This is a genomic window from Nocardioides taihuensis (assembly GCF_042657275.1).
Lineage (GTDB): Bacteria > Actinomycetota > Actinomycetes > Propionibacteriales > Nocardioidaceae > Nocardioides > Nocardioides taihuensis.
The window spans coordinates 459,966-472,970 of the sequence record NZ_JBHSKD010000002.1; the positions used below are offsets into that span (position 1 = coordinate 459,966).

The following is a 13,005-nucleotide window of genomic DNA, read 5'->3' on the forward strand; positions in this document are numbered from 1 at the left end:
CAGGACGTATGACGTCCGGTCGGGTGCCTACCGCCGCACGAGGGGTACGACGCGCGACGGGCCGGCCAGCTCGACCACGCGGTCGACCAGGTCGAGGCCGACGGGGTCGTGGGTGATCCACAGGATGGTGCGCTCGTCGGGGTTGAGCAGCACCTCGCGGGCGAGCTCCTCGGCGGTGGCGTGGTCGAGGTGCGCGGTGGGCTCGTCGAGCACCAGCACGGGCTGCTCCGCGAGCAGCGAGCGGGCGACCGCGATCCGGGCGCGCTCGCCTCCGGAGACGGCGGCGTGGCCCTCGCCGATCCAGGTGTCGAGGCCGTCGGGGAGCGTGTCGAGCCAGGGCCCGAGGCTGGCCCGCCGCAGCGCCGCCTCGACCTGGGCGTCGGTCGCCGAGGGGCGCGCCAGCCGGACGTTCTCGACCAGCGTGCTCGCGAAGACGTGCGGGTCGTCGTCCACCAGCCCGACGCGGGCGCGGACGTCGTCGAGGGCGACCCGGTAGAGGTCGCGGCCGCCGAGGAGCACCGCTCCGCGGGCCGGGTCGAGGAACCGCAGCAGCAGCGCGGCCACCGTGCTCTTGCCCGAGCCGGACTCGCCGACGAGGCCCACGCGGGCACCGGCGGGCACCCGCAGCGACAGGTCGACGAGCGCCCGCTGGCCGCGGTCCCAGCCGGCGGACACGTGGCTGAGCTCGAGGTCGGTGCCGATCGGTGCCGGGCCCGGCACGGTGTCGCGGACGGCGGGGGCGCGACGCTCCAGGCTGTCGAGCCGCGCTGCCGCGGCGTCGGTCCGGGCGGAGAGCGCACCCGAGTCGGGCATCTGCGCCGCCACCTCGCCGAGTGCCAGGGGCACCAGCACCAGCAGCGCCGCGCGCGGACCCGACAGGGTGCCGGCGATGACCGCCGGCGCCGCCAGGGCGGCCATCGCCACGACGCCGAGCCCGTGCACCACCAGCACGGCCGCGCGGGCGCCGCCCAGCCAGCGGGCGGCCTCGACCGAGGACGACGCCAGGCGACGGCTGGCGGCGGCGACGCGCTCGGCGGCCCGGTCACCGGCCCGCCACATCACCAGCTCGGGCGCCACCGAGAGGATCTCGAGCACGGTCGCGGAGAGCTCGGCCCGCCGCTCCACGGCACGCCGCTCGGCGCGGCCGGCGCCGGCCCGCGCGAGTCCGAGGCCCAGGGCCCCCGAGACCAGGCAGGTGCCGAGCACGAGCACGCCGGCGCGGGGCAGCATCAGCGCGGAGACCAGGGCGGCGAGCACCGCCACCAACACGTTGCCGCGCACGGGCAGGCGCACCCGCAGCTCGCGGTCGACGACGCTGTCGACGTCGTCGACGATCGAGGTCAGCACGTCGCCGCGGCGGCGGCCGAGGCGCCCGGGCACCAGCGGTACCACTGCGTCGTACACCTGGACGCGGCGCTCGGCCAGCAGCCGCAGCGCGACGTCGTGGGACCGCACGCGCTCGGCGTAGCGCAGCACCGGCCGGGCGAGACCGAAGGTGCGCACGCCGACGATCGCCACCAGCAGCGTCAGCACCGGCGGCTGGGTCGAGGCCTGGACGATCAGCCACCCCGCGGTCGCGGTCAGCGCCACTCCGGCAGCCGACGCGAGGCCGCCCAGGGCGGTGCTCGCCGCCAGGGCCCGGCGCGAGCTGCGCTGCGGCTCCTCCTCGGGCACGGCTTCCGCCTCCGGGGCCGGTGCCGTACGACGGGCAGGCGCGGGCGCGTGGTGCTCCGGGGGAGCGACGGGTGCGGGGGCCGGCAGCGACACCACGAGGTCCGCGAGCCCCACCAGGGCCGGCTTGTGCGCGACCACCAGCACCGCACCGGAGCGCCCGAGCTCGGCGATCGTGTCGGCGATGATCACCTCGGTGACCTCGTCGAGGTGGGCGGTCGGCTCGTCGAGCAGCACCCACGGCCGGTCGTCGACGAGCACCCGCGCCAGCGCCAGGCGGGCGCGCTCCCCGGCCGACAGCGACGTGCCGTCCTCGCCGACGACCTCGTCGAGACCGCTCGGCAGCGCGAGCACGCGCTCCTCGAGCGCGACCCGGCGCAGGGCGTCCCAGAGGCGCGCGTCGTCGGCGTCGGGCGTGCCGACCCGGAGGTTGTCGGCGATGGAGCCGGTGACGAAGACCGGCCGCTGCGGCAGCCAGGCGACCTGGGCGCGCCACGCGTCCCCGCCCACCGGGCGACCGCCCGCGGTGACGGAGCCGCTCTCGACGGGGACCAGCCCGGCGATCGCGGCGAGCAGCGTCGACTTGCCGCAGCCCGAGGGACCGGTGAGCGCCGTGACGCCGCGGGACGGGATGACCGCACTGACGCCGTCGAGCGCCGGCACGGTGCGACCGGGGTGCACGACGGTCAGGTCGGTGATCACGAGCGCCTGGTCGGCGGCGGCGGCCGCGTCGACCACGTCCTGCTCGTCCTCGGCGCCGTCGAGCGCGGCCACGGCCTCGAAGGTCGCGACGCCCTCGGCCGCGGCGTGGAACTCCGCGCCCATCCGGCGCAGCGGCCAGTAGGCCTCCGGCGCCAGCAGCAGCACGACCAGTGCGGTCGACAGCGAGAGGTGGCCCTCGGCCAGCCGCACGCCGACCACCACCGCGACCAGCGCGACGCTGAGCGTGGCGACCAGCTCGAGCACGGCCGAGGATGCGAACGCCAGCCGCAGCGTCGCCAGCGACGCCCGGCGGTAGCGGTCGGTGAACGTGGCGATCCGGTCCGACTGGGCACGCGCCCGGCGGAAGGCGACGAGCGTGGGCAGCCCCTTCACCACGTCGACGAAGTGGCCCGAGAGCGAGGACATCTCGCGCCACTGCTCCTGGGCGCGGTCCCGCGTCGCCAGCCCGACCAGGGCGCCGAAGACCGGCACCAGGGGCAGGGTGAGGGCGACGATGAGGGCGCTCAGCAGGTCCTGGGTCGCGATCGCGACCAGCGTCAGGGGCGGCAGGATCGAGGCCAGCACCACGGCCGGCACGTAGCGCGTGAGGTAGGGCTCCGCGGCGCTGACGCCGCGGGTGGCCAGGACCGCCAGCTCGGCGCTCGACGAGGCCGGCGGGTGCCCGTCACCGTGCCGGCGCAGCACCGCCGCGACCACCCGTCGCCGCAGCGATGTCCCGACCGTGGCCGCCGCACGTGCCGCGGCCCAGTCGGACGTCCAGCCCAGCCCTGCGCGCAGCACGAAGACGGCGGCGACCGCGGCCAGCCAGGCCCCGGTCGGGTCACCCTCGACGACCGCGACCACGAGTCCGGTCACCACCCAGGCCTGGGTGATGAGCAGCAGGCTGCCCCCGACCCCGGCGGCCACCACCCCGAGGAGGGGGCGCCGGGCGGGGGCGAGCTGCGACCGGATCCGGGGGTCGAAGGGCCGCATCAGTCCTGCGTCGTTCCTCCGCCGCTGTCACCGACGGCGACGGCGGCAGGCTCGGGGACCGGGTCCGGGATGTGGTGGGTGCTGATCCGCTTGCGGAAGACCCAGTAGGTCCAGGCCTGGTAGCCGAGGACGATCGGCGTGAAGATCAGCGCCACGACGGTCATGATCTTCAGCGTGTAGTCCGTCGCGGAGGCGTTGGTCGTGGTCAGGCTGACGCCGTCGGACAGCGAGGTCGGCATCACGTCCGGGAAGAGCGCCAGGAAGAGTCCGGCCACGCCGAGCGCGATCGCCACGAACGTCCCGAGGAACGCCCAGCCCTCGCGGCCCGCGCGGATGGCGACGAGGCCACCGACGAGCGCGAGCGCCGCCAGGACGAACGCCACCGCGGAGCCGGCCGAGCCCGTGTCGAGCTGGGTCCAGACCAGGAACGCCACCGTGACGACGGCAGCGCCGAGGCCCAGGCGCATCGCCAGGGCCCGGGCCTCGGCGCGGATCGGGCCGTCGGTCTTCAGTGAGATGAAGACCGCACCGTGGGTGATGAAGAGCATCAGGGTGGTGAGGCCGCCGAGCAGCGCGTAGGGGTTGAGCAGGTTGAAGAACCCCCCGACGTACTCCATGTCCGCGTCGATCGGGACGCCTCGCAGGATGTTGGCGAAGGCGACGCCCCACAGCAGCGCCGGCACGTAGGAGCCCACGATGATCGCGAGGTCCCAGCGGGCCCGCCAGGCGTCGTCGTCACGCTTGCCGCGGTACTCGAACGCGAGCCCGCGCACGATCAGGGCGACGAGGATGAGGAGCAGCGGCAGGTAGAACCCGCTGAACAGCGTGGCGTACCACTCCGGGAACGCCGCGAAGGTCGCGCCGCCGGCGACGAGGACCCAGACCTCGTTGCCGTCCCAGACCGGGCCGATCGTGTTGATCATGACCCGGCGGTCCTTCTCGTTGCGGCCGAGGATCGGCAGCAGCATGCCGACGCCGAAGTCGAAGCCCTCGAGCGTGAAGTAGCCGATCCAGAGGATCGCGATCAGGCTGAACCAGATGGTGGTCAGTTCCATGGTCTCTCTCCGGTCCTAGTACGCGAACGCGAGCGGACGGTCGGCGTCGCTGTCGGGCGACGGCGGGGCCAGGTCGTCGGGGGCGGGGTCGGCGCCGCGCTTGATGTAGGTGAGCATCAGCTTCACCTCGACCACCGCGAGGGCGCCGTACAGCAGCGTGAGCGTGACCAGCGAGATCATCATCTCCGTGGCCGACACCTCGGGGGAGACGGCCGTGTCGACGGTCATCAACCCGAACACGGCCCAGGGCTGGCGGCCCATCTCGGTGAAGATCCAGCCGAAGGAGTTGGCGAAGAGCGGCATGAAGGGCAGCGTCACCGCCATCCACCACAGCAGCCGGCTCGTCGGCAGCCGGTCGGGCTTGCGGGTGGCCCACAGCAGCCAGATGCCGGCCAGGGCCCCGAGCACGCCGAGCCCGATCATGATCCGGAAGGACCAGTAGGTGAGCGGGATGATCGGTACGTAGCCGTCGGGGCTGTAGTACGTCGCGCCCGGGTCCTGCCCGTAGGTCTGCTCGTACTGGTCACGCAGCTGGTTGATGCCCTGCACCTCGGCGGACGGATCCCCGGTCGCCAGGAAGGACAGCAGGTTGGGGATCTTGATCGAGAAGGTCTCCTCGGAGCCGTCGAGCGTCCCGATCGTGAAGATCGAGAAGCCGGCCGAGCTCTCCGTGTCGTACAGCGCCTCCGCCGCGGCCATCTTCATCGGCTGGACGTCGGTCATGATCTTGCCCTGGACGTCGCCGGAGATCGCGACGCCGATGCCTGCGACCAGCAGCACCACGGCGCCGACGCGCACGCCGTTGCGGTACATCCCGCGGTCCTCGGACGGGGTCTTGTCACGCACGTAGAGGAAGTAGCTGATGCCCGCCACGAAGGCGCCGGCGGTCATGTACGCCGCGAGCACGGTGTGGGGGAAGGTGACCAGCTGCACCTTGTTGAAGAGCACGGCCGCGAAGTCGTTCATCTCCGCACGTCCGGTGTCGGGGTTGTACTCGTACCCGACGGGGTGCTGCATCCAGGAGTTGGCCGCGAGGATGAAGTACGCCGAGAACAGCACGCCGAGGTGCACCAGCCACATGCAGGCGTTGTGCACCTTCGGGGACAGGCGGTCCCAGCCGAAGATCCAGAGCCCGAGGAAGGTGGACTCGAGGAAGAAGGCGAGCAGGCCCTCGACCGCGAGCGGGGCGCCGAAGATGTCGCCCACGAAGCGGGAGTAGTCGCTCCAGTTCATCCCGAACTGGAACTCCTGCACGATGCCCGTGACCACCCCGATGGCGAAGTTGATGAGGAACAGCTTCCCGAAGAACTTGGTCATCCGGAGCCAGCGGGGGTTCTTGGTGCGGATCCACGCGGTCTCGTAGCCGGCCACCATGGCCGAGAGTCCGATCGTGATGGGGACGAAGAGGAAGTGGTAGACGGTGGTGATCGCGAACTGCCACCTGGCGATGTCGAGCGGATCCACGGGGTCTCCTGAGAACGGGACGGACCGGACGGTCACACGCTAGGAACGACCCCGACCGACCGGTCATGGTCAGGGGTCCCCTCGCCGGAGGACGAAGGTCCCGTCCCGCGCGACGGCCTCAGGGCAGCAGGACGTCCTCGACCGGACGGCGCGGCGTCGGCTCGAGCTCGCTGCGGGCGATCTCCTGCCAGCCGATCCGCAGCAGGATCTGCGGCGCCACCAGGGCGCCGAACACCTCGTGCCGCAGGGCGACGCGGGTCTCGGCGACCTCGATCACCTGGCTCAGCGGCACGACCGACAGGCCGTCGGTGGTGGCGTGCAGCCACAGGCCGCTGAGCGCCTCGCCGGCCTCCAGCCACCCGGTGCGGTCGTCCTTCTCGGTGCAGATCGCCAGCAGGCCGTCGGTGCTCTCCACGAGCTGGTGCCGCGAGTCCTGGCTCGGCGGCGGGGAGAAGCGCGAGCGGCGGTGGCTCGGGTAGACGTCGACGTCCGGCACCCGGTCCGACGGGACGCCGTCGGAGCGGCTGTGGTCGATCCAGCGCCGCTGCTCCTCGCCCAGCGCCTCGTCGCCGTCCTGCAGCGTCATCGCCCGGCTGATCAGCAGCTCGACGCGGAACCGCACGGACACGTCGGTGAGCGGCAGCACGTGCACGTCGTGGTGCTCGACGGACGCCGCCAGCTTGGCCAGCCGCTCGTCGGGGATCGGCCAGGACGTGAACCGGCGCCGGTCGGTGCGCCGCTGCTCGAGCGCGTGCAGCTCGGCCAGCGCCCGCGGCGTGCGCGAGCCCGGCGCGAGGGTCAGCGTGGCGAGGTGGTCAGGGTCGGACGCGTCGGGGAACCGCACCACGTGGGCCGGTACGCCGAGCCCGGCGGCGGCGACCGCGGCGTGGTGCAGGGCCGCTCCGCAGCTGATCAGCAGGTCACGGCCGTCGGGATCGGCGACGGTGAGCTGGCGGGAGCGGTCGACGTGCAGCTCGAGGCGCGCGCCGTCGATGCGCCAGCGCCACGGCTGCGTGTTGTGCACGCTCGGGGCGCGGCAGGCCAGGCGGACGACCTCCCGCAGGGTGGCGTCGTCCACAGTTCCGTTCAGGTCGCGAGCGGTCACGCGGCCACCTCCTCCACGTCGTGCTTGCGGTTGTCGTCGGTGCCGGCGGCCTCCTCGGCCGCGACCCGGAGGTCGTGGCGGGCGAGCAGGACGAGCACGACCAGCGCGGGGACTGCCCACGCCCAGGCCCAGAAGCCGAAGAGCAGGAGCAGGAGGTGGAAGGCGATCACGCCGGCCCAGCCCCACGGGGCGGCCCGGCCACCCACCAGGAGCAGGGTGCCGAGGGTGATCTCGCCGGCCATCAGCAGCAGGCCCCACACGGCCATGTGCGGCATCACGATGTCGGCCCAGCCGTCACGGACGAAGCCGAACAGCGCCTCGTCGGCGAAGGTCCGGTAGACCCCGGTGTCCGCGGACACCAGCCCGAGGTGGACCCCGCCCATGACCAGGTAGAAGCCGCCGACCAGCTGCCGCCCCAGGTGGGGGTGGCGCCGTCCGGGCGCGGCGAGGACCCGGTCCTGCACAGCCTGCGTCATCTCTCCTCCTCCGTCCCCGAGTCCGATGGACGTGACCAACCCTGCGGTGCGCGTCACACCGGCCGTAGGGGCATAGGTCCCGAAGCCGTCGTGACCATCGGCGGCGGCTCGCGGGCACCCGGGCCCGCGGGTCGTGCCCGGCTAGGAGACGCGGACCTCGACCACGCCGGGAACGGTGTTGGCCGCCAGCTGCGCGAGGCTGCGCTCGCTGCGGTCGGCCGGCCCGGTCACCTCGACCACGCCGTCGTGCACCTCCACCAGCCAGTCGCCGTGCCCCAGCGAGCGCATCAGCTCGTCGACCTCGCCCTCGATCACGCTGTCGGCGCGGGCGAGGAGCTTGACGACGTCGCTGCGGCTGACCATGCCGACGACGCGGTCGTGCTCGTCGACGACGGGCAGCGACTTCACGCTGGTGGTCGTCATCAGCTCGATCGCGCGGGACAGGTCGTCGTGGGCGCGGACGGTCACGGGCATCGGGGTGAAGACCTCCTGGACGGTCCGGGCGGTGTGCACCGGCGCGACCTCCACGGGGATCTCGCGCAGCCGCGGGTCGCTGGCCACCGTCTCGCGGATCAGGTCCGCCTCGCTCACCACGCCGCTGATCCGGCCGGCGGAATTCACGACCGGCAGCGAGGTCACGCCGTACTTGGCCAGCAGCGCCAGCGCCTCCTTGACGCTCGCCGAGACCCGCACGGTGACGGGGTGCGGGGTCATCACGTCCTGGACGAGCATGGCTGCGGCCCTCCTTGCCCCGGACCCGCCGGCGACGGTCGCCGCCCGTGCACGGGTCCTCGCCTCCACCCTTGACCCCGGGGGCAGCCGCGGGGAGGGACCAAAGTCCCGTCAGAGGTAGGCCCATCGCCATCCCCCGCAAAGAGGGCTGGACCGCCTACATTGGTCACCATGTCCGATCCTGCCGCCCCCGACAGCACCGAGGCCACCGAGCCGATCAAGGTGTTCCTCCTCGACGACCACGAGATCGTGCGCCGGGGGATCCGCGAGATGCTCGAGTCCGAGGGCGACATCATCGTCGTCGGCGAGTCCGGGCTGGCCGAGGAGGCCGCCCGGCGGATCCCGGCGCTGCGCCCCGACGTCGCGATCCTCGACGCCCGCCTGCCCGACGGGTCGGGCATCGACGTCTGCCGCGAGATCCGCTCCCGCGACCCCCAGATCGCCGCGCTCATCCTGACGTCGTACGACGACGACGAGGCGCTCTTCTCGGCGATCATGGCCGGCGCCGCCGGCTACATCCTCAAGCAGGTGAAGGGGACCGACTTCATCGACACCGTGCGCCGCGTGGCCGCCGGCCAGTCGATGCTCGACCCGGCGGTGACCGCCCAGGTGCTCGAGCGGCTCCGCTCCGGGCCCAAGGCCGACCCGTCGATCGAGCAGCTCACCGCCCAGGAGCAGCGCATCCTCGAGCTGATCGGCGAGGGCATGACCAACCGGCAGATCGCCGGCACGATGTACCTCGCGGAGAAGACGGTGAAGAACTACGTCTCCTCGATGCTGGCCAAGCTGGGCCTCGAGAGCCGCACCCAGGCGGCGATCTTCGCGCACAAGCACAAGCCCAGCTGAGGCCGTCGTGCGTTGCGGGCAGCGCCCGCACCGCACAGCGAGAGGGTAGGTTTCCTCCCGGAGGCCGCAGCGCCGGGAGGAGGGGTCACATGGGGTCCGCTGAGCCGCGCCACGCGGGGGAGTCCGAAGAGCTCTCAAGCCTGCGCGACACCGCCTTCGACGAGCTGCTCCGCGAGGTGCTGGGCCGTGTCAACGAGGTGCTCGAGGAGCGCGAGCGCTGGGAGCTGCTGCTCGACGCCGTGGTCACCATGGCCGCAGGCCTCTCGCTCGACGAGCTCCTCCGGCGGATCATCGAGGTGGCCGCCGACCTGGCCGGCGCGCGGTACGTCGCGCTGGGCGTGCTCGGCGTGGGCAAGGAGCGCCGGCTCGACCGCTTCATCACGCACGGGCTCAACCCCGCCCAGATCAAGGCGATCGGGGACCTCCCGTCGGGGCACGGCATCCTCGGGTGGATCATCGACCACCCCGAGCCCATTCGGCTGCACGACATCTCCGCCCACCCGGAGTCCTTCGGCTTCCCGCCCGACCACCCGCCGATGCGCTCGTTCCTCGGCGTACCGGTCCGGCTGCACGAGCGGGTGTTCGGCAACCTCTACCTGACCGAGAAGGCCGGCGGGGGTGACTTCACCGACCACGACGAGTCGATCGTGGTCGCGCTGGCCGCCGCCGCGGGTGTGGCGATCGAGAACGCCCGCCTCCACGCCGAGGCGGCGCGTCGCGAGCAGTGGCTGGCGGCCACGGCCGAGGTCACCCGGCTGCTGATGATCGAGCCCGACGCCGACACCCGGCTGCAGACCCTGGTCGAGCACGCGATGACCGTGGCCGACGCCGACATCGCCGGCATCATGGCCTTCGACACGGACGGTGCGGTCGCCGTCCGCGCGCTGGCCGGTGTCGACCTCCCGGCGATGGCGCTGCCCCCGGCCGCGGCGGCCGACTCGCTGTCGGCCCGCGTGATGCGCTCGGGCGAGCCGACCGTCGTCGAGGACCTCGCGGCCAGCCCCTGGCCCCAGGCCCAGTCTCCCGAGCTCGGGTTCACCGAGCTCGGGCCCGGGCTGGTCGTGCCCCTGCGTGCGGCAGCAGGGGTCGAGGGGGCGATGTCTCTGGGGTGGCGCAAGGACCGTCGCGACGTCTTCGACGCCCTCGACCTCGCGCTGCCGATCGCCTTCGCCGAGCAGGCGGCGCTGGCGCTCGAGGTGGCCCGTGCGCGCGAGGACCAGCAGCGGCTCGTGCTCTTCGAGGATCGTGACCGGATCGGGCGCGACCTGCACGACCTGATCATCCAGCGCCTGTTCGCGGTGGGGCTGGGCCTGCAGTCGGCGGGGCGGCTGACCGACGACCCCGACCTCGCGGGTCGCCTCGACTCGGCCGTCGACGACCTCGACGCCACGATCCGCGACATCCGGCGCACGATCTTCGCCCTCGGCTCGATGGACCAGGGGGAGGACATCCAGGCCGAGATCACCCGGATCGTCGACCGGGCCGCGGGCACGCTCAAGTTCCGGCCCAGCCTCACCTTCGACGGACCGGTCCGCACCCTGGTCGACGACACCGCGGCCCCCGACGTGCTCGCCGTGCTCGGCGAGGCGCTCTCCAACGCGGCGAGGCACGCGGAGGCGACGTCGGTCTGGGTCGCGCTGAGCGCGGGCGAGGCCGTGACGCTCACCGTGCGCGACAACGGCCGCGGCCTGCCGCAGGACGCGATCGAGAGCGGCCTGGCCAACATGCGCCGGCGCGCGGAACGCCTCGGCGGGCACTGCACCGTCGTCTCGGCCCCCGGGGAGGGGACCACGGTGGAGTGGTCGGTGCCCGCGGCGACGTCCGCGCGCTGACCGGCCGGTCGGTCAGATGAACAGCAGCTGCGCGCCCTCGGTCTTCTCGATGAAGTCGCTGGCGCTGATGATGCCCTCGACGCGGTCGTAGAGGTCGTCCTCGGTCAGGTGCTGCATGTCGGCCGACATCCGGCACGCCCACAGGTGGCCGCCGGAGTCCACGATCTGCTCGAGGAACTCCGGGACGTCGGGGACGTCGAGCTCGGCGATCGACTTGCGCAGCTTGTGGGTCGCCATCGCGGTCATGCCGGGCAGGCCGCCGAGGCCCTGGGGCATGTGGGTCGCGGTGTTGCCGAGCATCGTGAACTTGAGGTCGCCCATGTGCTGGGGGTTGATCATGTCGAAGCCCCAGAAGGTGAAGAACACGTGCACCTCGACGCCCTCGCCGAGCGCGGCGTTGGCCAGGATCAGCCCGGGGTAGGCCATGTCGAGGGTGCCCTTGGAGCAGATGATCGCGAGCGTGCGGCCCGACTGCTCCGAGCCGAACGACGGGACGAGCGGGGCGGTCTCGGGAGTGGTGGTGGTCATCGTCTGTCCTCTCACACGCACCCGCGGGGCTTGGGCAGCCCGGCGACGTACGCCATCTTCTTGGCCGGCTTGCCCGGGAACAGCTCGAAGAGCTGCTTGACGGGGATGCCGAGGGCGGTGCTGACGCGGCGCAGGGTCGCGGTCTCGTGGTTCTCCGCGAAGTCCGAGCGCAGGTAGCGCAGCACGGTCCAGTGCGGCTCGCCGAGCTCGATGCCGATCTGGTGGGCCAGGCTGGTGGCCACCTGCTCGTCCCACTCCGCGGGGTCGGTCAGGAACCCCTCGGCGTCGACGTGCAGCACGTGGCCGTCGATGGTGGTGGTGCTCATGCGTCCTCTCCTGTCATCCGGGTCTCCGGTGGGATCGACTTGCCGGCCATCGACATCGCCGCGGGGAGCGGCAGGGGCCGGCCGGGGAGCAGGACGTTCCAGTAGACCCAGGGGAAGGCCTGCTTGCCGTAGTGGTTCACGCGGCTCTCGTCGAGCAGCGTCATCGGGCCGACGAACGGCAGCGGGAACTTGCCCGGCAGCGGCTCGACGTCGTAGTTGAAGTCGATCAGCAGCGCCTTGCCGTCGCCACTCTCGACGAAGCAGTTGGCGTGCCCGTCGAAGCGGTGGGTCAGCGGCCGACCGGCGACGTGGTCGAGGAAGTTCTCGGCGAAGACGTCGACGGAGAAGTGCGCGACCGACCCGGCCTTCGACGTCGGGATGTTGCTGGCGTCGCCGATGGCGAAGACGTTGGTGTGCCCGGTGGCCAGGAAGGTCTCGCGGTCGACGGGCACGTAGTTGAGCTCGTCACCGAGGCCCGAGCGGGCCACGAAGTCGGCGCCCATGTTGAGCGGCACGGTGACCAGCAGGTCGAAGGGCACCTCGCGCTCGTCGAACGACACCAGCGCGTGCTTCTCCTCGTCGATGCGCTCGACCATGAAGTCGGGCTCCACGAGCACCTTGCGCTCCTCGAGCAGGTGACCGAGGCGGCGCGACGCGACGGGCTTGGTGAAGGCACCCGACAGCGGGGTCACGTAGACGATCTCGACCCGGTCGCGCCGTCCGTGCTCACGCAGCCAGCTCTCGGCCAGGAAGGTGAACTCCAGAGGGGCGACGGGGCACTTGATCGGCAGCTCGGTGACGTGCACCACGAGCCGCCCGCCGTCGAAGTGCTCGAGCGCCTGCCGCAGCGCGACCGCTCCCTCGAGCGTGTAGAACTCGTGGACGCTCTCGCGCCACAGGCTGCCGTCCATGCCCGGCGTCTGGTCGGGGCGCGGCGTCGTCCCGGAGGCGATGACGAGCTGGTCGTAGTGGAGCCGGGTCCCGTCGGCCAGCAGCACCACGTCGGCATCGGTGTCGATGCGGTCGACCTCGGCGGTGATGAAGCGGACGCCGTCCGCGAGCTGGGCGTGCCGCGACCGCACGACCGCCTCCGGCGCCATCGAGCCGAACGGCACCATCAGGTAGCCCGGCTGGTAGTGGTGCTCGTCGTCCCGGTCCACGACGGTGATCGCCCACTCCTCCGGGTCGAGCAGTCGCCGCAGCTTGTTGACCACCATCGTCCCGGCGGTCCCGGCCCCGAGGACCAGCAGCTGGTGTCCCATCGTCGTCTCCTCT

11 protein-coding genes are annotated in these 13,005 nt (G+C 72.5%); 2 read left to right on the top strand and 9 right to left on the bottom strand.

The genetic code is table 11. The features are described 5' to 3' along the window. Positions 1-27 precede the first annotated feature (27 nt). From cydD to ACFPGP_RS02265, 6 genes are all read right to left on the bottom strand, one after another. Positions 28-3,366 (bottom strand): thiol reductant ABC exporter subunit CydD, encoded by a 3,339-nt coding sequence (gene cydD, locus ACFPGP_RS02240; protein ID WP_378586283.1) that lies wholly within the window; start codon positions 3,364-3,366, stop codon positions 28-30. Beyond that, complete coding sequence (cydB, locus tag ACFPGP_RS02245; protein WP_378586285.1) at positions 3,366-4,421, bottom strand: cytochrome d ubiquinol oxidase subunit II; 1,056 nt, start codon at positions 4,419-4,421, stop codon at positions 3,366-3,368. Before cydB ends, cydD begins: the two co-directional genes overlap by 1 nt. Positions 4,422-4,436: 15 nt before the next feature. Further along, positions 4,437-5,885 carry a cytochrome ubiquinol oxidase subunit I gene (locus ACFPGP_RS02250; RefSeq protein ID WP_378586287.1) on the bottom strand — a complete coding sequence of 483 codons (1,449 nt, stop codon included), beginning with the start codon at positions 5,883-5,885 and terminating at the stop codon, positions 4,437-4,439. 118 nt (positions 5,886-6,003) lie between these two features. Further along, positions 6,004-6,990: an Acg family FMN-binding oxidoreductase gene (locus ACFPGP_RS02255; RefSeq protein ID WP_378586289.1), complete on the bottom strand. Its 987-nt coding sequence runs from the start codon at positions 6,988-6,990 to the stop codon at positions 6,004-6,006. Further along, a complete protein-coding gene (locus ACFPGP_RS02260; protein ID WP_378586292.1) occupies positions 6,987-7,466 on the bottom strand; it encodes a hypothetical protein in 480 nt (159 codons plus the stop codon). The genes ACFPGP_RS02255 and ACFPGP_RS02260 overlap by 4 nt, the downstream gene beginning before the upstream one ends. 141 nt (positions 7,467-7,607) lie before the next feature. Further along, on the bottom strand, positions 7,608-8,198 hold the full coding sequence (locus ACFPGP_RS02265; RefSeq protein WP_378586293.1) for a CBS domain-containing protein: 591 nt from the start codon (positions 8,196-8,198) through the stop codon (positions 7,608-7,610). 171 nt (positions 8,199-8,369) lie between these two features. Between ACFPGP_RS02265 and ACFPGP_RS02270 the strand changes: the two genes are divergently transcribed. Both ACFPGP_RS02270 and ACFPGP_RS02275 read left to right on the top strand, forming a co-directional pair. Continuing rightward, complete coding sequence (locus ACFPGP_RS02270) at positions 8,370-9,044, top strand: response regulator (RefSeq protein ID WP_378586295.1); 675 nt, start codon at positions 8,370-8,372, stop codon at positions 9,042-9,044. Between the two features lie 89 nt (positions 9,045-9,133). Then, complete coding sequence (locus ACFPGP_RS02275; protein ID WP_378586298.1) at positions 9,134-10,876, top strand: sensor histidine kinase; 1,743 nt, start codon at positions 9,134-9,136, stop codon at positions 10,874-10,876. A gap of 12 nt (positions 10,877-10,888) precedes the next feature. On the opposite strand, the gene ACFPGP_RS02280 is transcribed toward ACFPGP_RS02275, so the two are convergent. From ACFPGP_RS02280 to sqr, 3 genes are read right to left on the bottom strand one after another with little or no spacing between them, the layout of a single operon-like run. Continuing rightward, on the bottom strand, positions 10,889-11,404 hold the full coding sequence (locus ACFPGP_RS02280) for a DsrE/DsrF/DrsH-like family protein (protein ID WP_378586301.1): 516 nt from the start codon (positions 11,402-11,404) through the stop codon (positions 10,889-10,891). 11 nt (positions 11,405-11,415) lie between these two features. Beyond that, positions 11,416-11,730: a TusE/DsrC/DsvC family sulfur relay protein gene (locus ACFPGP_RS02285; protein ID WP_378586303.1), complete on the bottom strand. Its 315-nt coding sequence runs from the start codon at positions 11,728-11,730 to the stop codon at positions 11,416-11,418. Next, positions 11,727-12,992: a type III sulfide quinone reductase, selenoprotein subtype gene (sqr, locus tag ACFPGP_RS02290; RefSeq protein WP_378586306.1), complete on the bottom strand. Its 1,266-nt coding sequence runs from the start codon at positions 12,990-12,992 to the stop codon at positions 11,727-11,729. The genes ACFPGP_RS02285 and sqr overlap by 4 nt, the downstream gene beginning before the upstream one ends. Positions 12,993-13,005: the final 13 nt, after the last annotated feature.

What these genes read in the sequence shown, in the direction of transcription:
- ACFPGP_RS02285 (WP_378586303.1), bottom strand. Translation starts at nt 11,730, where the DNA reads ATGAGCACCACCACCATCGACGGCCACGTGCTGCACGTCGACGCCGAG.
- ACFPGP_RS02275 (WP_378586298.1), top strand. Translation starts at nt 9,134, where the DNA reads ATGGGGTCCGCTGAGCCGCGCCACGCGGGGGAGTCCGAAGAGCTCTCA.
- ACFPGP_RS02265 (WP_378586293.1), bottom strand. Translation starts at nt 8,198, where the DNA reads ATGCTCGTCCAGGACGTGATGACCCCGCACCCCGTCACCGTGCGGGTC.
- sqr (WP_378586306.1), bottom strand. Translation starts at nt 12,992, where the DNA reads ATGGGACACCAGCTGCTGGTCCTCGGGGCCGGGACCGCCGGGACGATG.
- ACFPGP_RS02280 (WP_378586301.1), bottom strand. Translation starts at nt 11,404, where the DNA reads ATGACCACCACCACTCCCGAGACCGCCCCGCTCGTCCCGTCGTTCGGC.
- cydD (WP_378586283.1), bottom strand. Translation starts at nt 3,366, where the DNA reads ATGCGGCCCTTCGACCCCCGGATCCGGTCGCAGCTCGCCCCCGCCCGG.
- ACFPGP_RS02260 (WP_378586292.1), bottom strand. Translation starts at nt 7,466, where the DNA reads ATGACGCAGGCTGTGCAGGACCGGGTCCTCGCCGCGCCCGGACGGCGC.
- cydB (WP_378586285.1), bottom strand. Translation starts at nt 4,421, where the DNA reads ATGGAACTGACCACCATCTGGTTCAGCCTGATCGCGATCCTCTGGATC.
- ACFPGP_RS02270 (WP_378586295.1), top strand. Translation starts at nt 8,370, where the DNA reads ATGTCCGATCCTGCCGCCCCCGACAGCACCGAGGCCACCGAGCCGATC.